24 protein-coding genes are annotated in these 24,719 nt (G+C 59.9%); 19 read left to right on the plus strand and 5 right to left on the minus strand.

The features are described from left to right. The first annotated feature begins 38 nt into the window (after positions 1-38). Both IM739_RS04935 and murJ read left to right on the plus strand, forming a co-directional pair. Complete coding sequence (locus tag IM739_RS04935) at positions 39-2,873, plus strand: [protein-PII] uridylyltransferase (RefSeq protein ID WP_237370099.1); 2,835 nt, start codon at positions 39-41, stop codon at positions 2,871-2,873. Further along, a complete protein-coding gene (murJ, locus tag IM739_RS04940) occupies positions 2,874-4,442 on the plus strand; it encodes a murein biosynthesis integral membrane protein MurJ (protein WP_237370100.1) in 1,569 nt (522 codons plus the stop codon). 75 nt (positions 4,443-4,517) lie between these two features. On the opposite strand, the gene IM739_RS04945 is transcribed toward murJ, so the two are convergent. Then, a complete protein-coding gene (locus IM739_RS04945) occupies positions 4,518-4,940 on the minus strand; it encodes a YcbK family protein (RefSeq protein ID WP_237370101.1) in 423 nt (140 codons plus the stop codon). A gap of 201 nt (positions 4,941-5,141) precedes the next feature. On the opposite strand from IM739_RS04945, the gene IM739_RS04950 reads away from it, so the two are divergent. The 16 genes from IM739_RS04950 to trmB all read left to right on the plus strand — a co-directional run bounded on the left by IM739_RS04950 (position 5,142) and on the right by trmB (position 19,198). After that, the gene (locus IM739_RS04950; RefSeq protein WP_237370102.1) at positions 5,142-5,543 is read left to right on the plus strand and encodes a VOC family protein; all 402 of its coding nucleotides are present in this window, start codon (positions 5,142-5,144) and stop codon (positions 5,541-5,543) included. An 89-nt stretch (positions 5,544-5,632) separates the two neighbouring features. Further along, a complete protein-coding gene (gene trpS, locus IM739_RS04955) occupies positions 5,633-6,697 on the plus strand; it encodes a tryptophan--tRNA ligase (RefSeq protein WP_237370103.1) in 1,065 nt (354 codons plus the stop codon). Between the two features lie 81 nt (positions 6,698-6,778). Further along, positions 6,779-7,270, plus strand: a complete 492-nt coding sequence (locus IM739_RS04960; protein WP_237370980.1) for a universal stress protein — start codon at positions 6,779-6,781, stop codon at positions 7,268-7,270. Between the two features lie 100 nt (positions 7,271-7,370). Next, positions 7,371-7,934, plus strand: a complete 564-nt coding sequence (locus IM739_RS04965) for a NifU family protein (protein WP_237370104.1) — start codon at positions 7,371-7,373, stop codon at positions 7,932-7,934. Positions 7,935-7,954: 20 nt separating this feature from the next. Further along, on the plus strand, positions 7,955-8,605 hold the full coding sequence (gene tsaB, locus IM739_RS04970) for a tRNA (adenosine(37)-N6)-threonylcarbamoyltransferase complex dimerization subunit type 1 TsaB (RefSeq protein WP_237370105.1): 651 nt from the start codon (positions 7,955-7,957) through the stop codon (positions 8,603-8,605). Between the two features lie 118 nt (positions 8,606-8,723). After that, the gene (locus tag IM739_RS04975) at positions 8,724-9,221 is read left to right on the plus strand and encodes a GNAT family N-acetyltransferase (protein ID WP_237370106.1); all 498 of its coding nucleotides are present in this window, start codon (positions 8,724-8,726) and stop codon (positions 9,219-9,221) included. Between the two features lie 42 nt (positions 9,222-9,263). Beyond that, entirely contained in the window at positions 9,264-9,692 is a 429-nt protein-coding gene (locus tag IM739_RS04980) for a Fur family transcriptional regulator (RefSeq protein ID WP_007602505.1), read from the plus strand. 30 nt (positions 9,693-9,722) lie between these two features. After that, positions 9,723-10,520 (plus strand): lysophospholipid acyltransferase family protein, encoded by a 798-nt coding sequence (locus tag IM739_RS04985; protein ID WP_237370107.1) that lies wholly within the window; start codon positions 9,723-9,725, stop codon positions 10,518-10,520. Between the two features lie 57 nt (positions 10,521-10,577). After that, positions 10,578-11,972: a tRNA (N6-isopentenyl adenosine(37)-C2)-methylthiotransferase MiaB gene (gene miaB, locus IM739_RS04990; RefSeq protein WP_237370108.1), complete on the plus strand. Its 1,395-nt coding sequence runs from the start codon at positions 10,578-10,580 to the stop codon at positions 11,970-11,972. A 40-nt stretch (positions 11,973-12,012) separates the two neighbouring features. Continuing rightward, complete coding sequence (locus IM739_RS04995) at positions 12,013-13,056, plus strand: PhoH family protein (RefSeq protein WP_237370109.1); 1,044 nt, start codon at positions 12,013-12,015, stop codon at positions 13,054-13,056. 29 nt (positions 13,057-13,085) lie between these two features. Further along, complete coding sequence (gene ybeY, locus IM739_RS05000) at positions 13,086-13,592, plus strand: rRNA maturation RNase YbeY (RefSeq protein WP_237370981.1); 507 nt, start codon at positions 13,086-13,088, stop codon at positions 13,590-13,592. Positions 13,593-13,604: 12 nt separating this feature from the next. Next, entirely contained in the window at positions 13,605-14,792 is a 1,188-nt protein-coding gene (locus tag IM739_RS05005) for a transporter associated domain-containing protein (protein WP_237370110.1), read from the plus strand. A 105-nt stretch (positions 14,793-14,897) separates the two neighbouring features. Beyond that, positions 14,898-16,493 carry an apolipoprotein N-acyltransferase gene (gene lnt, locus IM739_RS05010; protein WP_237370111.1) on the plus strand — a complete coding sequence of 532 codons (1,596 nt, stop codon included), beginning with the start codon at positions 14,898-14,900 and terminating at the stop codon, positions 16,491-16,493. 147 nt (positions 16,494-16,640) lie between these two features. Beyond that, positions 16,641-17,060, plus strand: a complete 420-nt coding sequence (locus IM739_RS05015) for a helix-turn-helix domain-containing protein (RefSeq protein WP_237370112.1) — start codon at positions 16,641-16,643, stop codon at positions 17,058-17,060. Between the two features lie 166 nt (positions 17,061-17,226). Further along, positions 17,227-18,492, plus strand: a complete 1,266-nt coding sequence (gene metK / locus IM739_RS05020) for a methionine adenosyltransferase (RefSeq protein ID WP_237370113.1) — start codon at positions 17,227-17,229, stop codon at positions 18,490-18,492. A gap of 4 nt (positions 18,493-18,496) precedes the next feature. Then, entirely contained in the window at positions 18,497-19,198 is a 702-nt protein-coding gene (gene trmB, locus IM739_RS05025; protein ID WP_237370114.1) for a tRNA (guanosine(46)-N7)-methyltransferase TrmB, read from the plus strand. 119 nt (positions 19,199-19,317) lie between these two features. Here trmB and IM739_RS05030 read toward each other — a convergent pair whose 3' ends face one another. Both IM739_RS05030 and IM739_RS05035 read right to left on the minus strand, forming a co-directional pair. Continuing rightward, complete coding sequence (locus tag IM739_RS05030) at positions 19,318-19,575, minus strand: DUF1150 family protein (protein ID WP_007602520.1); 258 nt, start codon at positions 19,573-19,575, stop codon at positions 19,318-19,320. A gap of 48 nt (positions 19,576-19,623) precedes the next feature. Then, complete coding sequence (locus IM739_RS05035) at positions 19,624-20,046, minus strand: Hsp20 family protein (protein WP_237370115.1); 423 nt, start codon at positions 20,044-20,046, stop codon at positions 19,624-19,626. Positions 20,047-20,196: 150 nt separating this feature from the next. Here IM739_RS05035 and IM739_RS05040 point away from each other — a divergent pair, with 150 nt between their 5' ends. Beyond that, entirely contained in the window at positions 20,197-21,141 is a 945-nt protein-coding gene (locus IM739_RS05040) for a nucleoside hydrolase (protein ID WP_237370116.1), read from the plus strand. Positions 21,142-21,224: 83 nt separating this feature from the next. On the opposite strand, the gene IM739_RS05045 is transcribed toward IM739_RS05040, so the two are convergent. Next, positions 21,225-23,570, minus strand: coding sequence for a methyl-accepting chemotaxis protein (locus tag IM739_RS05045; protein ID WP_237370117.1), 2,346 nt, complete (start codon positions 23,568-23,570; stop codon positions 21,225-21,227). 240 nt (positions 23,571-23,810) lie between these two features. Beyond that, positions 23,811-24,710 carry a ribokinase gene (locus IM739_RS05050; protein ID WP_237370118.1) on the minus strand — a complete coding sequence of 300 codons (900 nt, stop codon included), beginning with the start codon at positions 24,708-24,710 and terminating at the stop codon, positions 23,811-23,813. Positions 24,711-24,719 lie beyond the last annotated feature (9 nt).

Consider the following 24,719-nt stretch of genomic DNA (forward strand, 5'->3'; position numbering starts at 1 on the left):
AGCCGATCGTCCGGTCAGTCAGAAAGCATGCCCGACACATGGCAAAAGCCGAAATCGCCTTTGATGCCCTGCTCGACATAGACGCCCTGATAGCGTCCTGCGAAGAGGTGGTTCGCTTGCATTCGGGCAATCTGCTCGAAGTCCGCGCCAAGCTGCTGCCGATCCTGAAGAAGGCAAGCTCCGATGGCCGCGAAGTCGCGCGCCTGCAGCTTTTTGCCGATGGCAGCGGCATGAAATGCGCCAACAGCATTTCCTGGATCCAGGACCAGCTGATTTCGGTCATCTTCAGGATGGTCACCGCGCATGTCTATCCCGGTGATGCGGATGGGGTGTCGGTGGCGGCAGTCGGCGGGTATGGCCGAGGGACCCTGGCGCCGGGTTCCGATCTCGACCTGCTCTTCCTGATGCCGGCTAAAACCGTGCCGAACATGCACAAGGCCGTCGAGTTCGTGCTCTACCTGCTTTGGGATATCGGTTTCAAGGTCGGTCATGCGACCCGCACCGTCGAGGAAAGCATCCGGCTGTCGAAATCGGACATGACCATCCGCACGGCCATTCTTGAAACCCGTTTCGTCTGTGGCAACGAGGCGCTTGTCGACGAATTGCAGCGCCGCTTTGACCAGGAAGTCACCACCAACACTGCGCCGGAGTTTATCGCCGCCAAACTGGCCGAACGCGACGAACGCCACCGCAAGGCCGGCGACAGCCGCTATCTGGTCGAGCCGAACGTCAAGGAAGGCAAGGGCGGGCTTCGCGACCTCCAGACCCTGTTCTGGATCGCCAAGTATAACTACCATGTCCGTGACACCCGCGAACTCGTGCGCCTCGGTGTTCTGTCACGCCAGGAATGGCGTCTGTTCGAGAAAGCCGACGATTTCCTTTGGGCCGTGCGCTGCCACATGCACTATCTGACCGGCAAGCCGGAGGAGCGTCTCTATTTCGACATTCAGCCGGAGATCGCGAAAAGCCTGGGCTATCAGGCCCGGCCTGGCCTCTCTGCCGTCGAACGCTTCATGAAGCACTATTTCCTCGTGGCCAAGGATGTCGGCGATCTGACACGCATATTCTCGGCGGCCCTCGAGGACCAGCAGGCCAAGGCAGTGCCCGGCATCGGCGGCATGATCGGCCGGTTTGCCAATCGTCCGCGCAAGATCGCCGGTGCTGCCGAATTCATTGATGATCGCGGCCGCATCGCGCTCGCTGATCCAGAGGTCTTCAAGCGCGATCCGATGTCGATCATGCGCCTCTTCCATGTTGCGGACATCAATGGCCTCGAATTCCATCCGGATGCCTTGAAGGCGGTGACCCGTTCGCTGTCGATGATCGACAATGTTTTCCGCGAGAGCGAGGAATCCAATCGCCTGTTCCTGGCAATCCTGACATCGCGTCGTGATCCGGGTTTCATCCTGCGCCGGATGAACGAGGCCGGCGTGCTTGGCCGCTTCATTCCGGAATTCGGCAAGATCGTCTCGATGATGCAGTTCAACATGTATCATCACTACACCGTCGACGAACATCTGATCCGTACGCTCGAAGTCCTGTCGGAGATCGACAAGGGCAAGGCCGAGGAGATCCATCCGCTCGCCAACAAGCTGATGCCGGAGATCGAGGACCGTCAGACGCTTTATGTCGCGGTGCTTTTGCACGATATTGCCAAGGGTCGTCAGGAGGACCATTCCGTTGCCGGCGCCAAGGTGGCGCGCAAGCTTTGCCCGCGTCTCGGCCTGTCGCCCAAGCAGACCGAAATGGTCGCCTGGCTGATCGATCAGCATCTGCTGATGTCGATGGTTGCCCAGACCCGCGACCTGCACGACCGCAAGACCATCACCGACTTTGCCGAAAAGGTGCAGTCGCTCGATCGACTGAAAATGCTGCTGATCTTGACGATCTGCGATATCCGCGCCGTCGGTCCGGGCGTCTGGAACGGCTGGAAAGGCCAGTTGCTGCGCACGCTTTACTACGAGACCGAATTGCTCCTGTCCGGCGGTTTCAGCCAGGTCTCCCGCAAGGAGCGCGCCAAGCACGCCGCCGAACAGCTCACCAAGGCGCTGGAAGGCTGGAGCCAGAAGGACCAGAAAACCTACACCAAGCTTCACTACGAGCCCTATCTGCTCTCAGTGGATCTGGAGGACCAGGTTCGCCATACGCGCTTCATCCGCCAGGCGGACAAGGCCGGCCAGGCGCTCTCGACCATGGTGCGCACCCATTCCTTCCACGCCATCACCGAAATCACGGTTCTGTCGCCCGACCATCCGCGCCTGCTGTCGATCATTGCCGGCGCTTGTGCCGCGGCGGGAGCCAATATCGCCGACGCACAGATCTTCACCACCTCGGACGGCCGCGCCCTCGATACGATCCTGATCAACCGGGAATTCCCGATCGACGAGGATGAAATGCGCCGTGCCGCAACCATCGGCAAGATGATCGAGGACGTGCTGTCCGGTCGCAAGCGTTTGCCCGAAGTCATTGCCACCCGCTCGAAGGGCAAGAAGAAGAACAAGACCTTCCCGGTGCAGCCGGATGTCCGCATTTCCAACAGCCTGTCGAACAAGTTCACCGTGATCGAAGTCGAATGCCTCGATCGCATCGGCTTTCTGGCGGAAATCACCGCAGCGCTTGCGGATCTTTCGCTCGACATCCATTCGGCACGCATCACCACCTTTGGTGAAAAGGTTATCGATACCTTCTATGTGATGGATCTCGTCGGCCAGAAGGTCACCAATGAAAACCGGCAGGCCAACATCGTCAATCGCTTGAAGGCGGTCATGATGGAAGGGGCCGATGAGCCGCGTGACAAGGAAGCGCCACAGTCTTCCGCCATCGCGTCAACGGTACAGCGTGCCACTGTGATGCAGAAGAAAGCCCGGGCCTGAATGAGCCTCGTCAAGAAATTCATGACCGTCGGCGGTGCGACGCTGGGAAGCCGTGTCTTTGGCTTTGCCCGTGAAACGCTGATGGCGGCAGCTCTGGGCACGGGCCCGATTGCCGACGTTTTTTATGCCGCCTTCCGCTTTCCCAATCTGTTTCGTCGTCTCTTTGCCGAGGGCGCCTTCAACGCCGCCTTCGTGCCGCTGTTTGCCAAGGAGATCGAGGCAAACGGCATCGATGGCGCGAAGCGGTTCTCGGAGGAAGTCTTCGGCGTCCTGTTTTCCGTTTTGCTGGTCATCACCATTGGCATGCAATTGTCGATGCCGCTGTTGGTCGAGTGGGTGATTGCGCCCGGCTTTGCCGACGATGCTGAAAAATTTTCGCTGACCGTGCGTCTGGCGATTGTCATGTTCCCCTATCTCATGTGCATGTCGCTGACGGCCATGATGAGCGGCATGCTGAATTCGCTGCATCATTTCTTTGCGGCGGCCATTGCGCCGATCTTCCTCAATATTCTGATGATGGGTGCGCTGGGATGGTCGCTGTGGACTGGGTCCGATCCTGCGCTGACGGCGTGGTATCTCTCCTGGTCAGTGCTGGCTGCCGGTGTGCTGCAGCTTGCCGTGGTCTATCTCGGCGTTCGCCATGCCGGCATCAAGATCGGCTTTCGCCGGCCGCGTTACACACCGAATGTCAGGCGTCTGCTGGTCCTGGCCATTCCGGCCGCCGTCACCGGCGGTATCACGCAGATCAACCAGCTGATCGGGCAGGCCATCGCCTCGGGCAAGGAAGGCGCGATTTCCGCGCTTCAATATGCCGATCGCATCTATCAGCTGCCGCTCGGTGTAGTGGGTGTGGCGGTGGGTGTCGTGCTCCTGCCGGAACTCGCGCGCGCGCTTAAGGCCGGCTTCATGAAAGAGGCGGGCAATCTGCAGAACCGGTCGATCGAGTTCGTTCTCTTTCTGACGCTGCCGGCTGCCGCAGCGATCTGGGTTCTGTCCGACGAAATCATCCGTGTGTTGTATGAGCGAGGTGCCTTCAACGAGCAGAACACGGCGGTCGTTGCCGGGATCCTTGCCATCTACGGCATAGGCCTGCCGGGCTTCGTGTTGATCAAGGCGCTGCAGCCTGGATATTACGCCCGCGAAGACACCCGTACGCCGATGCGCTTCACCATGATATCGGTGGTGTTGAATACCGGCCTTGCCATCACACTCTTCCCCCATTTCGAGGAAAGCGGCATCGCGATCGCCGAGGCGTCTGCGGGTTGGGCCAACACGATCCTGCTGTTTTCCGTTCTGCTGTGGCGTGGCCATCTCGTCTTCGAATGGGCGCTGGTCACACGTACGCTGCGCCTGATCATTGCGTCCGGCGTCATGGCGGGAGTGCTGGTCTTTCTGTCGGATCGCTGGAGTGCGTCACTGATGCCGGCAAGCTCGCTGATCGAACAGGTCTCGACCTTGGCCTTGCTGATCGTCATCGCCATGCCTGTCTACTTCGCCACCGCCTTCCTCATCGGCGGAGCGGATTTCGGCATGATCCGGCGCAACCTGAGGCGCAAGCCCAAGGCTTGAGATCTCGCTGCGGATATGAACAGTTCCACAAAAGGCGATCGAGCCTTGCCGGCGATCCGGTCTCTACCGTCGACGTTAGCAATGCACCCATCTTCGTTTGGGGCCGATATCGACATGCACCATGCCGTTGCAGTAGCGGCCGATGCCGCCGATGCCGGGAGCGCTTGCTGCCGCCGCAAGGATCTTTCTCTCAGGAACGCCCGGCACCCGGATGTCTGCGGCATAACAACGACTGTGCTGGGATCTGCCGGATCGCGGTCTGTGGCCAGATGTGACCATTGGCTGGCGTCCGGTCTGACGCGCGATATGAGCCAGGATGGCCCTCAACTTGACGGGGAAACAGCTCGCCCGAACGCTGACGCGCTGTAGAGTGAAAGTATTGCTATAGTCGTTTTTCGGCATGAAGAAGTGCCGTTTTTTGGCATCCACTGCACTTGCCGTTGAATGCAGGGTGAACGTCAAAATACAGCCAAAAACGAGACATGGAAACACGCGCATGATGACTCTCCGGAAAATAAGTTTCAAGTAAGACTATCAAGACTGTGCCGCTTGGTTTTTTATTTCTAAAATTGTGTCAAATTTGAAGCGCATTTGCCTTTACAGTTTCAAAGATGGTGATTCGCGGCGGAGGGCCGGGGTCTTGCGCTGAAGGCGCCGGCCAGCCTAAGACGATTTGCGCATTTGAGCCGAGGAGTAGCCATGACCGCCCGTTCCCTGTTTTTGATCTCGCTTCTGGTTGATGACTACGACCGGGCGAAGGGCTTCTATTGCGACAGTCTCGGCTTCGAATGTCTGGAAGACAGCCTGCAGCCGGAAGGCAAGCGCTGGCTTGTGGTCAAGCCGGCCGGCGGCGATGGGGCAGGCATTCTGCTGGCCAAGGCAGAGGGCGAGTCTCAGCGCGCGGTGATCGGCAACCAGGCGGGCGGTCGTGTCGGCTTCTTTCTGAGAACCGATGATTTTGCCCGTGACCATTCCCGCATGCTGGCGCATGGCGTCGAGTTCCGCGAGGCGCCGCGCCGCGAAGCTTACGGGACCGTCGCAGTCTTCGCCGATCCCTATGGCAATCTCTGGGATCTGATCGAGCCCGCCCCGCAAAAGTGAGAGCTTGATTGCCGGGCATCTGCCGTGCATAAGCCGATCAAACACGCGATCGCAAGATCGGGCCCTCCACCAGCCTGTTGAGGACAATCATGGGTGAGTTCAAGCCGCTGGTATTCTCCGGCGTTCAGCCGACCGGCAATCTCCATCTCGGCAACTATCTCGGCGCGATCCGCAAGTTTGTGGCGCTGCAGGAAAACAACGACTGCATGTATTGCGTCGTCGACCTGCATGCGCTGACGGCCCAGCTCGTGCATGACGACATGCCTGGCCAGATCCGCTCGATCACCGCCGCCTTCCTGGCTGCCGGCATCGACCCGAAGCAGCATATCGTCTTCAATCAGTCACAGGTGCCGCAGCATTCTGAACTGGCCTGGATCTTCAATTGCGTCGCCCGCCTCGGCTGGATGAACCGCATGACCCAGTTCAAGGACAAGGCTGGCAAGGATCGCGAACAGGCCTCGCTCGGTCTCTATGCCTATCCGAGCCTGATGGCGGCTGACATTCTCGTCTACCGCGCGACCCATGTCCCCGTCGGTGAAGACCAGAAGCAGCACCTGGAACTGACCCGCGATATCGCCATGAAGTTCAATATCGACTTCATGGAGAAGATCCGCCCGACCGGCCTCGGCGTCGACATTACCGTCGGTGAAGAGCCGGTGCATGCCTATTTCCCGATGGTCGAACCGCTGATCGATGGCCCGGCGCCGCGCGTCATGAGCCTGAAGGACGGTACCAAGAAGATGTCCAAGTCCGATCCGTCGGACCTCTCGCGCATCAATCTGATGGACGACGCCGAGACCATTTCTCGCAAGATCCGCAAGGCCAAGACCGATCCGGATGCGCTGCCGAGCGAAGTCGACGGTCTGCAGGGGCGTCCGGAAGCCGACAACCTTGTCGGCATCTTTGCCGCACTCGCCGACAAGACGAAGGCCCAGGTTCTCGGCGAATTCGGTGGCCAGCAGTTTTCAGTGTTCAAGCCGGCTCTGGTCGATCTCGCGATCGAGGTGCTTGCGCCGATCAACGCGGAAATGCGTCGGCTGATGGCCGACCCGTCCCACATCGATTCCGTGCTGCGTGACGGCGGCGCGAGAGCGCGCGAGCGTGCTGAAAAGACCATGAACGAAGTCCGCGACATCATCGGATTCGTACGCTAAGGTCTGGCGGAATTTCGGCTGGGTCGTCCGGAACCAGCCGACATGTCCTTGAATACTCATGATCCGGAGGCGGGGCTCTTTATGGTATCAACACGCCTGTCACGTCTTGAAGGTCACCGCCGCAAGTTCATGGCGGTGATTGATAATACACCGGAATGCTCCCGCGCGGTCCACTATGCCGGTCGGCGCGCCAAGAATTCCAACGGCGGGCTTGTTCTGATCTATGTGATCCCCGAAGGTGATTTCCAGCAATGGTTGGGCGTCGAGGAGATCATGCGGGCTGAGGCTCGCGAAGAGGCCGAATCGATCATGGCCAAGTCGGCCCAGACGGTGCGCGAGACGATTGGCATCGAACCGGAAATCGTCATCCGTGAAGGTAGCGCCTACGCCGAGATCAACAGTCTGATCGATGAAGACCGCGATATTGCCATTCTCGTGCTGGCTGCAGGCTCGACGAAGGAAGGCCCAGGCCCGCTGGTATCGATGATTGCAGGACGCGGTGCCGCGTTCCCTATCCCGGTCACGGTGTTGCCCGATTCGCTGACTGATGAAGAAATCGACGCATTGTGCTGATCTGACGCTGACCTTGCCACTTGAATGGTGCGGGCAATGGGCTTATTTTCTTTTGAAGAATTCTAAACTTTGGCGGTGATGCCGCCGCGTGGAGACCATCATGTTCATCCAGACCGAAGCCACACCGAATCCTGCCACCCTGAAGTTCCTTCCGGGCAAGGTTGTGATGGAAACCGGAACGGCCGAATTCCGCGATGCCGAAAGCGCCGGCGTTTCGCCGCTTGCAGCGCGCATTTTCCAGATTCCGGGCGTAACCGGCGTCTTTTTTGGCTATGACTTCGTCACGGTCAGCAAGGAAGGGCCGGAATGGCAGCACCTAAAGCCGGCGATCCTCGGCACCATCATGGAGCATTTCATGAGCGGCGCTCCGGTCATGGGTTCGGCAGCCGTCGCCAATGATGCCGATGGCGATGAAGAATTCTTTGAAGCCGGTGATGAAACCATTGTCGCCACGATCAAGGAACTGCTTGAAACCCGTGTCCGCCCGGCTGTGGCCCAGGATGGCGGCGATATCACCTTCCGCGGTTTCAGGGACGGCACGGTCTTCCTCAATATGAAGGGTTCCTGCGCAGGCTGCCCGTCGTCCACGGCGACCTTGAAGCATGGCGTGCAGAACCTTCTGCGCCATTTCGTGCCGGAAGTGCAGGAAGTCGAGGCGGTCTGAACCGCCCGTCCGGAGTGAGCATGATTGTTCTGGCGATCGATACGGCGGGCGTGGATTGCGCGGTTGCCGTCTATGATGGCGCGGCGGGCCGCGTGCTTGGCAGCGTCAGCGAGACAATCGGGCGGGGCCATGCCGAGCGCCTGATGGCGATGATTGACGAAGCCTTGGACAAGGCTGGCCTGACGCTCTCCGAGATGACGCGCGTCGCAGTAACTGTCGGTCCGGGCTCGTTTACCGGAATTCGTGTGGGCGTCGCCGCGGCCCGGGGCCTTGCGCTTGCGCTGGGGGTCGAATGTGTCGGCGTATCGACACTGTCCGTCCTTGCCAACCTGCCTGCGCCGGGTGCGCCCCGAACCGTATTGGCGGCGATGAATGCGCATCGAGATGAAGTCTATGCGCAGACATTCGAAAATGGCGAGCCCTGCGACGAGGCGCGCGTGCTTGGGCTCGATGATTTTCTTTCTGAGGCTGCTGCCGACAATCTTTCGGTCATTGGATCCGCATCGGCTTTGCTGACGGACAGAGCGGTTCAAACTCTGCCGGATCACTTTCCGATCGAGATCGTTGCAGCACTCGGCGCAAAGGCGAAAGCTCAGGGCAAGCCAAAACCGCTTTACCTACGTGGACCGGATGCCAAGCCACAGACTGGTTTTGCAGTGTCCAGAGCCTGAAGCATGGCACCTTTCGGTGGTCGCGGGTTTGGCGATGGCATGCTTCGACGTGACGATTTAAAGCGCTCGGCTTGGACCTGTTCAGGCTTGGCAAGCCTCAGAATGCAGAGCCTCAAGAATGCGCGACACCCTCTTCTACCGTCAGCCTGAATTCGAAATCGTTCCGATGGTGCCCGATCATTGCGCGGCAGTGGCGGCATTGCATTCGCAACGCTTTGCGCGGGCCTGGGGCGATGGCGAATTCGTCAGTCTGCTGCTCCAGCCGAATTCCTTCGGCTTCGTGGCCTGGCAGACCAATACTTTGATTTTCAAGGCGCCTCTGGCAGGTTTCGTGCTGGCCCGGGAAGTGGCCGGTGAGGCCGAGATCCTGACCATTGCGGTCAACGAGAAAATGGCGCGCTTCGGCCTCGGTTGGCGGCTCATGCAGGCAGCCATACGCGAATCCCGCAATCGCGGCGGCGAAGCCATGTTCCTCGAGGTCGATGACGGAAACGCAGCGGCGCTCGGGCTTTACCGCAAACTCGGATTTGAAAAGGCCGGCGAACGGCCTGCGTATTACACAGATGAATCCGGCCGTCGGACCTCCGCGCTTGTCATGCGTCGCGATCTTCGCTAGTCCGTCGATTAGACGAACAGAACTTGCGGATAACATGGGCTCATGACCGAAGCCATCAAATCGCTGGAAGCGCTTTGTGCCGAACGTGGCATGCGCATGACCGAACAGCGCCGTGTGATCGCCCGTATTCTTGAGGAATCGGCAGATCATCCCGACGTCGAGGAACTGTATCGCCGATCCTCGAAGGTCGATGCGAAGATTTCGATCTCCACGGTCTACCGGACGGTCAAGCTGTTTGAGGACGCCGGCATCATCGAACGCCATGATTTCCGCGATGGCCGATCCCGCTACGAGACGGTCCCGGAAGAACACCACGATCATCTGATCGACCTGAAGACCGGTGTCGTCGTCGAGTTTCACTCGCCCGAAATCGAGGCACTACAGGAGCGCATCGCGCGCGAGCACGGCTTCCGTCTTGTCGGCCATCGTCTCGAACTTTATGGCATTCCGCTCGCAAAGGACGAGAAGTAGGCCTATGCGCTCAGGCGGAATGAGGCTCGCGTGATCAACTGGCTGCGCATCGCCCTGTCATTTGCCGTGCTGATTGCTGCCTCCTTGCTGGTGATCCCCATCCAACTGCTTGCGCTGCGCCTGAACTGGCGTTTGCGCCGCAAGCTGCCAAGATACTGGCACAAGGCAACGCTTCGCGCGCTTGGCATTCGCGTGCATGTCCATGGTCAGCTCGATCGGAACCGGCCGCTGATGATCGCCGCCAATCACGCATCCTGGAAAGACATCCTCGTTCTCGGCTCGCTCGCCGACGTTACCTTCATCGCCAAGACGGAGGTGGCCTCCTGGCCGCTTTTCGGGGCGCTGGCAAAACTGCAGAAGACGATCTTCATCGCTCGCGAGGAAAAGCGACGCACCGGAGACCAGGTCAGCGAGATTGCCGGGCGGATGGCAGATGGCGAGATCGTCGTATTGTTCCCCGAGGGAACGACGTCTGACGGCAACCGCGTCCTCAGCGTGAAGTCCTCCCTGTTCGGAGCAGCCGCCGCGGCCCTGCCCGAAGACGGCGAGGGAGGCGTTCATGTTCAGCCGGTGGCCATCGCCTATACCCGTGTGCAGGGCCTGCCGATGGGCCGCTTTCACAGGCCGATAGCCGGCTGGCCGGGAGATACGGGCCTGACGGAATCTCTCCTCGGGGTTCTCAGAGCCGGCGCGATCGATGTCGATGTGTCTTTTGGCGAAAGCGTAAAATTCAGCAGGGGCGACAGCCGCAAGCATCTCGCCTCCCAGATCGAGGCGCGCCTGCGTCGCATGCTGCTCGCTCATTTGCGCGGCCGCCACAAGCGCTGATCGGGTGTTTATGATTTTTCGGTTTAATCGGACAGCGAAAACCACTAAATAGCGGCCATGACACAGGACACAGCGATCATCCCCGCACACCAACAGCCCGGCGCCAATGCGCGAAAGGTCTTCATCAAGACCTATGGCTGCCAGATGAATGTCTATGACAGCGGACGCATGGCCGATGCGCTTGCAGCAGACGGCTACGTCTCGACTGAGACCATGGAAGACGCCGATCTCGTTCTGCTCAACACCTGTCACATCCGTGAAAAGGCAGCCGAAAAGGTCTATTCCGCCTTGGGTCGCCTGCGTGAGACGAAGAAGGTTCGCGCCGCCGAAGGCCGTGAATTCATGATCGGCGTTGCCGGTTGCGTCGCCCAGGCTGAGGGTGAGGAAATCTCCCGTAGGGAACCTGCCGTCGATGTCGTCATCGGACCGCAGACCTATCACCGCCTGCCGCAGGCCCTGCATCGCGCCCGCACCGGCGAGCGTGTCGTCGACACCGAATATGCGCTGGAAGACAAGTTCGAGCACCTTCCGGCCCCCGTCAAAGTGCCCGGCAAGCCGCGCAACGTCACTGCGTTCTTGACCGTACAGGAAGGCTGCGACAAGTTTTGCACCTTCTGTGTCGTGCCCTATACGCGTGGCTCGGAAGTGTCGCGTCCGCTCGCGCAGCTTTTGTCCGAGGCGCGCAAACTGGTCGATACTGGCGTGCGCGAACTGACTTTGCTGGGACAGAACGTCAACGCCTGGCATGGTGAGGATGAAGAGGGCAGGGCGATCGGTCTTGGCGATCTGCTCTACCGTCTGGCCGAAACGCCTGGTCTTGCGCGTCTGCGCTACACCACCAGCCATCCGCGCGACATGGACGACCGGCTGATCGCGGCGCATCGCGATCTGCGCATGCTGATGCCTTACCTGCATCTGCCGGTTCAGGCCGGTTCGGATCGGATCCTCAAGGCGATGAACCGTCGCCACAAGGCGTCGGAATATATCGCGTTGATCGAGCGTATTCGCGCGGCCCGTCCCGACATCGCCCTGTCGGGCGATTTCATCGTCGGTTTTCCCGGTGAAACCGATCAGGATTTCGAGGACACGATGAATCTCGTGCGCCGGGTGAAATTTGCTCAGGCTTATTCGTTCAAATATTCGACGCGACCCGGTACGCCCGGTGCCGATCTGCCGGATCACGTTGCGGAAGACGTCAAGACGGAACGCCTTGCCCGGCTGCAGGAACTGCTGCTGGAACAGCAGCAGGCCTTTTCCCAGTCGATGATCGGGCGTACCATGGACCTGCTGCTGGAGAAGCCGGGACGCATGCCCGGGCAGCTGATTGGTCGCTCGCCGTGGCTGCAGTCTGTGAATGTTGATGCAATGTCTTCGAAAATCGGTGACATTATACAGGTACGAATCACCGCAGCCGGCCCAAACAGCTTGTTTGCCGAGGTGGCAGAGGGTTAGAGTGAGGGCCTGAACCTGATCGACACAGGAGCCTGAACGCTTGAACGCAACAGAAGTGGTTTCCTCACCCTCGCGCAATGTCCGCACAACTGCGACCGACGCCAATCACTTCATTTTGACGTTCGAGAACAACCGGCTTGCGAGTGAGCTCTTCGGTCAATTCGACCAGAACCTCAAACTTCTCGAACAGCGGCTGCAAATCGAAGCCCGCGCTCGCGGCAATTCGGTTTCCATTTCCGGCGACCTGCTTGCCACCAATCAGGCCCGTCGCGCGCTCGATTTCCTCTACGCCCGTCTTCAGAGCGGCGGTTCGGTCGAACTCTCCGACGTTGAGGGCGCGATCCGCATGGCTGTCGCTGCCGATGACCAGTTGAGCCTGCCGACGCTTGAGCGCAAGGCGAAGCTGTCAATGGCGCAGATTTCGACGCGCAAGAAGACGATTGCTGCCCGCACCCCGACCCAGGATGCCTATATGCGGGCGCTCGATCGCTCCGAAATGGTGTTTGGCGTCGGCCCGGCCGGTACGGGCAAGACCTATCTGGCGGTGGCCCATGCCGCACAGTTGCTCGAACGTGGCATGGTTGATCGCATCGTCCTGACGCGTCCTGCCGTGGAAGCCGGCGAGCGTCTGGGCTTCCTTCCGGGCGACCTGAAGGACAAGGTCGATCCTTACCTGCGGCCTCTTTATGACGCGCTGTACGATATGATCCCCGGCGACAAGGTCGAACGGGCGATTACGGCAGGTGTGATCGAAATCGCCCCGCTCGCCTTCATGCGCGGTCGCACGCTTGCCAATGCCGCCATCATCCTTGATGAGGCCCAGAACACCACGTCGATGCAGATGAAGATGTTCCTGACCCGTCTTGGTGAGAACGGCCGCATGATCATCACCGGCGACCCGAGCCAGATCGACTTGCCGCGCGGCGTAACCTCGGGCCTCGTCGAAGCCTTGCAGATCCTCAAGGAAGTCGAGGGTGTATCGATTGTTCGTTTCAAGGACACCGACGTCGTCCGCCATCCTTTGGTTGGCCGGATTGTTCGGGCCTACGATGCCAAGTATATTGTTGCGGAAGAAAGCGAGTAGACCGGCCGTTGAGGTCTGCCACACTGACGATGCAGCATTTGGATATACAGATCGCCGTAGAGGCGGACGGATGGGCCGAAGAGGACGCGCTTGAGGCTATGGCAGGGCGCGTTCTCGGGCTCGCAAGTACGTATCTTCGCGACAGGGAAGGCCAGCCCTTCCCGCCGCAACCGGCGGAACTGTCGCTTGTCTTCGGTGACGATGAGATGATCCGTGAGATCAACGCCGAATGGCGCGGCAAGGACAAGCCGACCAATGTCTTGTCCTTTCCCGCTTTTCCGGTGGTGCCGGGCAAGATGCCCGGCCCTATGCTCGGCGATATCATCATTGCCCGCGAGACCGTCGAGCGCGAAGCGGTCGAGCTGGATAAGAGCTTCGAGGATCATTTGACGCATCTGATGGTCCATGGATTTCTGCATCTCTTCGGCTACGATCATCTTGAGACGAGCGATGCGGAACAAATGGAAGCGCTTGAGACTCGCATTTTGCACGAACTTGGCCTATCTGATCCCTATGCGGGACAAGACCCGATCTGATAGTTTGGAACAATGAGCGATTTTGCGACAAGAACGGCCACTGAGGCCAATGAGGGTTCGGAGGGTTCTTCCTCCGACGACGGCAGTAGTCCATCGCGAGCGGAAAGCTCGCCCCGACAATCCACCCCCTTCTGGACACGCATTGCCCGCCTTCTCAGGCCGTCCTCGTCGACAAGCCTCCGAGAAGACCTGACGGACGCATTGAAGGCCGACGCAACGCTCGGCGAGGCGTTTACCGCCGAAGAACGGGCGATGTTGCACAACATCCTCCGCTTCCGTGAGGTTCGCGTCGAGGACATCATGGTGCCGCGCGTCGATATCGAGGCCGTGGATCACAGTGTCACCATTGGCGAACTGATGACCATCTTTGAGGTTTCGGGGCGTTCGCGCATGCCCGTATACGCCGACACGCTGGATGATCCGCGCGGCATGGTCCACATCCGCGACCTTCTGTCCTACGTTACCAAGCAGGCCCGCAATCGCCGCCGTATCGCTGCCGCCCGTTCTTCGGCGGCAAGTGTCGACAAGGCGGAAAAGACCGAGACAAAGGGCGACAAGGCCAAGCCGAAGGTCGACTTTGATCTGGCTCGCATCGATCTCAGCAAGACTGTTGCCGAGGCCGGTATCATTCGCTCCGTGCTTTTCGTGCCACCGTCCATGCTCGCGTCCGACCTGATGAGCCGGATGCAGGCGGCCCGCACCCAGATGGCACTGGTGATCGATGAATATGGCGGCACCGACGGCCTCGTCAGCCATGAAGACATCGTCGAGATGGTGATCGGCGATGTCGAGGACGAGCATGACGACGAAGAGGTTATGTTCACCCGTATTTCCGACGATGTATTGGTGACCGATGCCCGCGTCGAACTGGAGGAAATCGCAGAGGCGATCGGCCCGGATTTCGACATCCAGGACCGGCTCGATGATGTCGATACCCTGGGCGGCCTGATCTTTTCGGCTCTGGGACGTATCCCGGCGCGTGGCGAGGTTGTCCAGGCGCTTGCCGGTTTCGAATTCCATATCCTCGATGCCGATCCCCGCCGGATCAAGCGGGTTCGCATTGTCCGCAAGCGCGCTGCTGCCCGCCGCCGCACTGTCAAGGGTGAGGGCGAAGCCGTCGTCGAAGCCAAGACGGGTCGCGGCAAGAAGCCGGCAAACGAGGCCGAACGTTCTGCCGTGGACAACGATACGGCGTCTTAAGCCGACGCTGACCTGCCAATGCCAATTTGTGTCCCGCGAAATGCGGGACATTCCCCGCGATATTTGGAACACTGCGCCACGATGATTCGCTCAGAGGGGTTGCGCATGGAACGGTTGGCGGGTGGAGTCTTGCTCCTGTGGGGCGCAAGGCGCGCGGCACTCGCTGTTTTTGCCGGGGCGGTTGCAGCGCTAGCCCTGCCGCCTGTCGGCTTCTTTGCCGCTATGTTCGTCTCCTTCACATTGTTGGTCTGGTTGATCGACGGCACCACCGGAAACCCGGAGCGCAACAATTCGCTTGGCCTGCGTTCAGCCTTCACGCTCGGCTGGCTTTTCGGTTTTGGATATTTCGTTGCCGGGCTTTGGTGGCTGGGCAATGCACTGCTGCTGGAGGCGGATGAATTTGCCTGGGCATTGCCGCTGGCAATCCTCGGACTGCCGGCAGTTCTGGCGATCTTCTACGGCCTCGCAACGCTGGTCGCACGGCTTCTCTGGTCTGACGGCGTCGGGCGGATTGCGGCGCTGGCTGCGGGCTTCGGTTTTGCCGAATGGCTGAGAAGTGTCGTTGCAACCGGCTTTCCATGGAATGCCATCGGCTATGGGGCTATGCCGATCCCCTTGATGATGCAGTCGGCATATGTGCTCGGCACATTTGGCGTTTCGGCGCTGGCGGTCTTCGTCTTTGCCACCCCGGCGCTGCTGGGCACGCGCAAGGGCCTCGTGCCGGGCATGCTGCTTGCCGTCGGGCTTGTCGCAGGACACCTGGGCTTTGGCGCCTATCGCCTCTATGTAGCGCCGCCGCTGCCGGAAAGGGAAAAGCCGGTGACCGTGCGTCTGGTTCAGCCGGCGATCGACCAGTCGCAGAAAATCGAAAACACCGATCGCGTTGAGATCTTCGAAAAACACTTGGCACTCACGGCCGCCCCGCCCGCGGACGGAAAGCCCAGGCCGGATGTGATCGTCTGGCCGGAAACCTCCGTGCCGTTCATCCTGACCGAGAATCCGGACGCGCTGGTGCGTATCGCCGATGTGCTGCAGGACGGTCAGGTTCTGCTGGCCGGTGCCGTGCGTTCGGAAGTCCAGGGTGCAGGCCTGCCACCGCGCTACTACAATTCGGTCTACATGATTGATGACAAGGGGCAGATCCTCGGCGCATCCGACAAGGTGCACCTGACGCCGTTCGGTGAATATGTCCCATTCGAGGATTGGTTGCGCCAACTGGGTATCGAGGAATTGATCAGCCTTCCGGGTGGCTTCTCGCCAGCCGTCAGCCGTGCGGTGCTGACACTGCCAACCGGCTTGGGCTTCTATCCGCTGATCTGCTACGAGATCATTTTCCCCGGCGAGATCGAGCCGGGACTGGGGGGTGCAAGGGCGATACTCAACATCACCAACGACGCCTGGTTCGGCATGACGCCAGGCCCCTATCAGCACTTTCTTCAGGCGCGAATCCGCGCTGTCGAACTGGGCGTTCCGGTGATCCGTGACGCCAACAACGGGATTTCGGCTCTCATCGACCCTCTCGGACGCATTGTCGATGGTCTTTCGCTCGGTTCCGAGGGGGCGCTGGATGCAACTCTGAGTGTCGACAATGTGCCGATATCGAGCGCCTGGCGCCACAACCTAAACTTTTGGTTGGTTTTTGGATGCCTTGGATTATGGGCCCTTATTTCTCGCATGGGTTTTATTAGGGGAAAGAATTGACCGAAAACCCCTAAAATTGCATAGTAGTCGCGACCGTAAGTCTACAAGTATGCTGAATGTTCCTGGACGGCGAATGCAACGTATCGTTATGGGTCCTCGGGGGTATGGGAATATGGTCGGATCGCCAACAATTGTCAGGACCACGTTATGATCGAGAACAAGAAGAAGCCGAACCCGATTGACATCCATGTCGGAAGCCGGATTCGCCTTCGTCGTACGATGCTGGGCATGAGCCAGGAGAAGCTGGGTGAAAGCCTTGGCATCACTTTCCAGCAGATCCAGAAGTACGAGAAGGGCACCAACCGCGTCGGCGCCAGCCGCCTTCAGAACATTTCCAACATATTGAACGTGCCGGTTTCCTTCTTTTTCGAAGATGCACCGGGCGAAAGCAGCGTGACGGCGTCGGGTATGGCCGAAGCCTCCAGCTCGAACTATGTTGTCGATTTTCTGTCGTCTTCGGAGGGCCTGCAGCTCAACCGCGCCTTCGTCAAGATTGGCGACCCCAAGGTTCGCCGCAAGATTGTCGATCTGGTCAAGGCTTTGGCGGCGGAAGCCGATACGGAGTGAACGAACACGATTTGATCGCAGAGAGGGCGGCCGTCAGGCCGCTTTTTTTTGCCCTGAATTAAAGAAAAATTTGCTCACATAAAGATATATTTATGTGGTTGTGTTCTTGTTTTTGGCACTTGAACTGAGTAACGATGCCACCATTCATTCTTTGAGGGGAATCCCGATGCGCGCCAACTATCTCTTTACCAGCGAGTCTGTATCCGAAGGTCATCCGGACAAGGTTTGTGACCGAATCTCTGACGAAATCGTCGATCTCGTGTATCGGGAAGCGGCAAAAACGGGTGTGGATCCCTGGTCTGTGCGCATCGCCTGCGAAACGCTGGCAACCACCAATCGCGTCGTGATCGCCGGTGAGGTTCGGTTGCCGGACAGCCTCTTGAAGAAGGACAAGGACGGCAAAATCGCCAAGGATGCCTATGGCGATCCGGCCGTGAACCCGTCGAAGTTCAAGAGTGCGGCACGCAAGGCCATCAAGGATATCGGCTACGAACAGGACCGTTTCCACTGGAAGAATGTCAAGATCGACGTGCTGCTGCATGCGCAGTCGGCCGACATTGCCCAGGGCGTTGACAAGGCTGCCGACCAGCAGGGTGCCGAAGGCGCCGGCGACCAGGGCATCATGTTCGGTTATGCCTGCAAGGAAACGCCGGATCTCATGCCGGCACCGATCTATTATTCGCACAAGATCCTGCAATTGCTGGCGACTGCCCGCAAGAAGGGCGAAGGCGACCCCGGCAAGCTCGGCCCTGATGCGAAGAGCCAGGTGACCGTTCGCTACGTCGATGGCAAGCCTTCGGAAGCCGTTTCGATCGTCCTGTCCACGCAGCATCTTGACGAGAGCTGGGATTCCAACAAGGTTCGCCAGGTCGTCGAACCCTATATCCGAGAAGCGCTCGGCGATCTGAAGATCGCAGACGATTGCAACTGGTACATCAATCCGACGGGCAAGTTCGTCATCGGTGGCCCCGACGGCGACGCTGGCCTCACAGGCCGCAAGATCATCGTCGACACTTATGGTGGCGCAGCGCCCCACGGCGGCGGCGCCTTCTCCGGCAAGGACACGACCAAGGTCGATCGCTCCGCCGCCTATGCCGCCCGGTATCTTGCCAAGAATGTCGTGGCTGCCGGTTTGGCTGACAACTGCACGATCCAGATTTCGTACGCGATCGGCGTTGCCCAGCCGCTGTCGATCTATGTCGACCTGCATGGCACCGGCAATGGTGTGACCGAAGATCAGGTGGAAGCCGCCATCCGCAAGGTCATGGATCTTTCTCCGACCGGCATCCGTCGCCATCTTGACCTGAACAAGCCTGTATATGCTAAGACGTCCGCTTATGGCCATTTCGGCCGCAAGGCTGGCCGTGACGGCTCCTTCTCCTGGGAGAAGCTCGATCTGGTCAAGCCGCTCAAGGATGCTCTTAAGGCTTGATTGAATGACAGATCCGGAACGCAGGACACGGTCGACCGAAGCTTTTTTCGGTCGACGCAAGGGCAAGCCTTTGCGCGAGCAACAGGTCGAGCGCATGGGGTCCCTCCTGCCGGAACTGAAGGTTGATCTCGAATCCGAGACGCCGGCCGACATCAAGGCGCTATTTCCGCTTGCCGTGGAGAAGGTGCGTCTTGAAATCGGCTTTGGCGGCGGCGAACACCTCGTTCACCGCGCCCGCACGAACCCGACAACAGGGTTCATTGGTGTCGAACCCTTCGTCAACTCGATGGCGAAGCTGCTTGCGGTTGTCGAAGCGGAAGACTTGCGCAATATCCGCGTTCATGATGACGACGCGACACAGTTGCTCGACTGGATGCCGGCCGAATGCGTCGATCAGATTGATCTGCTCTATCCCGACCCATGGCCGAAGAAGAAGCACTGGAAGCGGCGCTTTGTCTCTGAGGTCAATCTGCAGCGCTTCCATAAGGTGCTGAAGCCCGGCGGCAGGTTCTGCTTCGCTTCCGACATTGACACCTATGTCAACTGGACGCTGCAGCATTGCAAGGCGCATGGCGGCTTCGCATGGACCGCGCGCAATGCCAGTGACTGGCTGACGCCCTATGAGGGCTGGCCGGGCACCCGCTACGAGGCCAAGGCCCGTCGCGAAGGCCGATCTTCAGCCTATCTCACCTTCTTGAAGATTTGATCTAACCGCGCCGTGCCGGCGCAGCCTCCAATCGATAGTGCAAACAGTCGGCTGCATCAGCCTTCTGCCATTCTGCATCGGCTGCCGGGCGCTCCGGCCGCGGGTGCGATAGGCATTGTTCAGTGCAGGGAAACTGTTTTCAGATCGTCTTCCGCGGCCTTGAAGAAGGTGCTGGAGCGATTGTCGGTAAGCAGTATCGGTGTGCCGTCGGCGGCAAAGAGAGCCCAGAGATCAAGCGTCGGGTCGATATCGGGCGCTTCGGGGAAGCAGCGCGAAACCTCGTCTGATTTCATCTTTCGGATATAGCCCACTTCGCCAGCACCCAGATGGGCGAATTCTGACCTGGTGATCCGGGCATTGGCTTCTTTCAGTAACATTCCGAGGCTCCACGAATGAGGGAGATGCGGCAAATCAGGCCGATAACCTCATAGTGATGCTGAAATGTTAATTTTTCTCACCACCTGCGCGCGCTCCGGCCGGATGATTTCGATCGAAAGAAGTCCGTTGCGAAGGCTCGCCCCGGTCACTTCGAGGCCGTCGTCAAGGGCAAAGATGCGCTGGAATTGTCGGGCTGCGATTCCCCGGAAAAGGTAGGATGGCTCCTCCCGATCAATCTGTCGACCGCGAACGATCAGCTGTCTCGCCTCGACACTGACGTCGAGCTCGTCTTCGGAAAATCCGGCCACCGCCAACGTGATCCGCAAACGCTCGGCACCTGATTCGGGCTGCAGGCGTTCGATGTCATAGGGGGGATAACTGTCGCCGCCGCGTGGACGCTGTGCGAACCCGGCTTCGCCGAGGTTGAAGCTGACGATGAACCCTTCACCTGGAAGCCTGCTTCGTGTCATTCTGTCCTCGATTGTGCTTTCGATGAGCAGAACTCACCAAACATTCCAGCTATATGGGGGGCGCCGGGCAGCATCGCAAGGCGCCCGTCGCTTGACAAAATGCAGAAGCGGTTCCATCGCTCGGACATTCGTCATCAGGATCGCCTTTATATGAATCAGCCCCGTAAGATCATCATCGACACCGACCCCGGTCAGGACGATGCCGCCGCCCTCATGCTGGCATTTGCAAGCCCTGCAGAACTGGAAGTTCTCGGTGTGACAACGGTTGCCGGAAACGTTCCGTTGAGCTGGACCAGCCGCAATGCGCGTATCGTCTGCGAGCTCTGTGGCCGACCGGACGTAGCCGTCTTTGCCGGCGCCGATCGACCCATGCAGCGAAAACTGGTGACCGCAGAACATGTGCACGGCAAGACGGGCCTTGATGGCGCGGATCTGCCGGAGCCGACCATGCCCCTGCAGGAGCAGCATGCCGTCGACTTCATCATCGAGACCCTGCGTCGGGAAGAGCCGGGTACGGTGACCCTTTGCACGCTCGGCGCCCTGACCAATATCGGCCTCGCGCTGCAGAAGGCGCCGGATATCGCGCCGCGTGTCCGCGAGCTGGTCATGATGGGCGGCGGTTTCTTCGAAGGCGGTAACATCACCCCGGCGGCCGAATTCAACATCTATGTCGATCCGCATGCCGCCGCTGCCGTATTGGCCGCCGGGATTCCCGTTGTGATGATGCCGCTCGACGTTACGCACCAGCTGTTGACCAGGAAGACCCGCGTCGCGCGCATTGCTGACATCGGCACGCCTGTTGCCAAGGCCATGGTTGGCTGGCTGGAATTCTTCGAACGCTTCGATGAGGAGAAATACGGCTCCGACGGCGGCCCGCTGCATGATCCGACAGTCATCGCTTATCTACTCAAGCCGGAACTGTTCAGCGGACGCCATTGCAATGTCGAGATCGAGGTCGAATCCGAACTCACCATGGGCATGACAGTGGTCGACTGGTGGCGGGTATCGGGCCGCACGCCGAATGCTCAGGTCATGCGCAACGTAGACGCCGACGGCTTTTTCGACCTGCTCGTGGAACGGTTTGCCCGCCTTTAGACTGTCGCCAAGCTGAAACTGAAAAGGCCGTTGGAAAACCAGCGGCCTTTGTCTTGTCTCGTGATGTGTCTGGCCTGACGGGATCAGAACTCTTCCCAATCGTCACCGCCGCGTGAACCGCCGCCGGCGGCAACCTTTTTGGGTGCCGGCTGATAGCTCGGTACCGGTGCCCGGGCATGGGATGCCTCCGGGCGGGCGGGCGCACGCATCGTCTGGGCGGCGGCCTGGAGGGCATGCACCGGGTTGCGGTGTCCGCCGACGGTAAACCTGGAAACAAGACCCTTGAGGTTTTCCGCCTCGCTGCGCAGGGTCATGCTGGCTGCCGTCGTCTCCTCGACCATGGCTGCGTTCTGCTGGGTCACCTGGTCCATCTGGTTCACGGCGGAGTTGACTTCCTTCAGCCCCGAAGCCTGCTCGCTGGCCGACGCCGAGATCTGCAGGATAAGTCCGTTGATCTGCATGACCTGATCGGAAATCTTCTGCAGGGTCTCGCCAGCCTGTCCGACCAGTTCCACGCCGTCGCGGACCTGAGCCCCCGATGCGTTGATCAGCGTCTTGATTTCCTTGGCTGCATTCGCCGAACGTTGGGCGAGTTCACGCACTTCCTGCGCCACGACCGCAAAGCCCTTGCCGGCTTCGCCTGCACGAGCGGCTTCCACGCCGGCATTGAGCGCCAACAGGTTGGTCTGGAAGGCGATCTCGTCGATGACGCCGATGATGCGCGAGATTTCCTGCGAGGACTGCGCAATGCCCTGCATCGAGGTCACGGCGCGCTGGACGACTTCGCCCGACTTCTCCGCATCCTGCACGGCAACACTGACGGTATTTGCAGCAATACCGGCATTGTCGGCGCTCGAATGAACCTGCTCGGTCAACTCGTTGAGTGCGGCCGCTGTCTCTTCAAGGCTCGCCGCCTGCTGCTCGGTCCGCTTGGAGAGGTCCGCTGCACTCTCCGAAATCTCGCTGCTTCCGGCACCGATGTTGACGACACTGACATTCACCGAGGCAATCGCCTGCTCGAGGCTGGCGAGCGCATCGTTGAAGTCACGCTTGAGCGCTGCATAGTCGCTGGGGAAGTCGTCCCCGATACGATAGGTCAGGTTGCCCTGCGACAGCTGCGCCAAACCGTTGCCGAGTGCCGAGACCACGTGCTGCTGGACGGAGGCAGACTGGTTGCGTTCCTGCTCGGAACGACGACGTTCGCCTTCGGCAGCCCCCCGCTGCGCTTCGGCCTGCTCGGCCAGTGTATGGCTCTCGGCGAGCCGATGGCGGAAGCCTTCGAGAGCCTGGGCGACAAGGCCGATTTCGTCCTTGCTGTCCTGCCCTGTGACCGGCTCGGAATACTGACCGGCGCTCAGTGTCTGGACGCTGGCCACAAGTCCGCCGAGCGGCTTCTGGACGAAGGATCGCACCGCGCAGTAAAGAGCAAACATCACGGCGCAGAGGACGATCAGTCCACCGACGACCATCATATAGGTCTGGGCCTGCAGTGGAGCGTTGATCGCGGCATGTGGCACGTCGACGAGAACGACCCAGTTGGTGTTCACGTCCGGCAGTGCGAAAGGATAGACGACGCGGTCGAAGCTGCCATGGCCGTCATCGAGACCCTTGATCACGCCACCGGTCAGTGACGTGATGGCGGATTTGACCAGATCGGCGCCGGTACCGTCATAGTCCTTCATCTGCAGATCCGGTGTCGGCGCCACGATCCACTTGCCGGTCTGGGAAAGCAGCGTGACGCGGCCGGATCCAAATGGCTGCAACTTGTTTAGCTTGTCGGCCATCGCCTTCAGCGAGATGTCGACGCCGCTGACCCCGACGAGCTTGCCATTGGCGATGACCGGATAGGCGATGGAGGTCATCGCCGTGTTTTCACCCGTGGTCGATTCGGCATAAGGCGGTGTGATCGCACCCTTCAGGCTCTTCGCCGCGAGCGAATACCACGGGGCGACATAGTCGGAATCGAAGGTCGAGAATGTAAAGCCACCATCCTTGCTCTTCGTCCAGTACGGATTGAATGTTCCGTCTTTCGAGGAGCCGAATTCAGGCTTGCCCGCCATGCTTGGCGACTGTCCATCGAAGGCATTGGGCTCTTCGGCAAACCAGCTGCCGAAGGCAAAGGCATTCTTTTCGACATTGGCTTTCAGCATGTCGACCACAGCCTTGCGGTCGACATACTTGCCTTCCTGGCCGCGCCCGATGACGCCGGCCATCGAACGGGCGGCGCCCGCAAGTTCGCCGACGGCGGCGCCGACGTCTGTCGCGATGGCCTTTGCTTCCGCATTCGCCTGATCCATCGTCAGGGTCTCGACGCGATTGCGGGTCTGCGAGATCAGGAACAGGTTCGATACGAAGAGCACGACGGCGATGGCGACGCCGGTGACGAGAATGAGTTTGGCTGCCAGGGATTTCATTCTGAAAATAGACATTAGGTCCTCATGGTCACATGGAGGATTAATGCATCGGATGCGCATGATGCGCTCGCAAGGCAAGGATATGCTCCTTCATGGAGCAGGAGGGCGCAGTCTCCGGGCCATATCGATCACGGCTCGACTTCGCCCCGGAAGATGAATCCCAATCTCTAAACTTTGTGTAAAAACGTAGCTGGAAACGCCCGGAAACCAGGAGGTTTCATAGTAAATTCTTCAAGGTTTGACGCGAAAGACATTTCATGTCCTGGCCGCGACATCCTCCGCCATGGGAATAGAGGGCTGAGCTCCCGGCTTCAGGCAGGCGAGCGAGCCAGCGACAGCGGCACGACGCAACGCATGTTCGAAGGCAAGCCCCTGATCGAGGCTCGCGGCGAGATAGCCGCAGAATGTGTCGCCGGCACCGACGGTGTCGATAGGCTCGATCTTCAGTCCCTTGGCGCGGTGCAGTGCGCCCTCGTGGACGGCCACCACGCCGTCACCGCCAAGCGTGACGATCAGCGTCTGTTTTGTCTTGCCATGCCTTTCGAGCATCAGCGCTTCGCGGGCTTCGGATGTCAGCCCCGATGTGCCGGTCAGCAGTTCGAACTCCGTCTCGTTGGCAATGACGAAATCGGCCAGCTCAGAAAGGGCTGCCGCTTCAGGTGTCAGCGGCGCTGTGTTCAGGACTGTGCGAACGCCACGCCCCTTGGCAGTTTTCAGCGCCGCTTCGACGGAGGCCGCCGGGACTTCCAGCTGCAGCATGAGTAGGTCTGTCGGAGAAAGGGCGCCAACGGCCGCTTCCGCCTGGGCAACATCGACGAGACCGTTTGCTCCGGGTACGACGGCAATCATGTTTTCGCCGTCGCCACCGACGAGGATCAGCGCGGTGCCGGTCGGGCCGTCTTCGTGGCGAACGCCGGAAAGATCGGTGCCTGCCTTGTCGAGAAGGTCGAGTGCCGGACCGGCAAACTCGTCCTTGCCGACCGCCCCGACCATGTGCACGCTTGCGCCTGCACGCCGTGCGGCCAAGGCCTGGTTGGCTCCCTTGCCCCCTGCAGCCGTCGCAAAGCCCGTCCCGGATACCGTCTCGCCGGGCTTGGGCAGCCGTGGCGTATTGGCAACGAGATCCATGTTGATTGAGCCGAAAACGGTGATCATGCGCTTAGC

It is taken from the genome of Rhizobium sp. SL42, assembly GCF_021729845.1.
In the GTDB taxonomy this organism is placed as follows: domain Bacteria; phylum Pseudomonadota; class Alphaproteobacteria; order Rhizobiales; family Rhizobiaceae; genus Allorhizobium.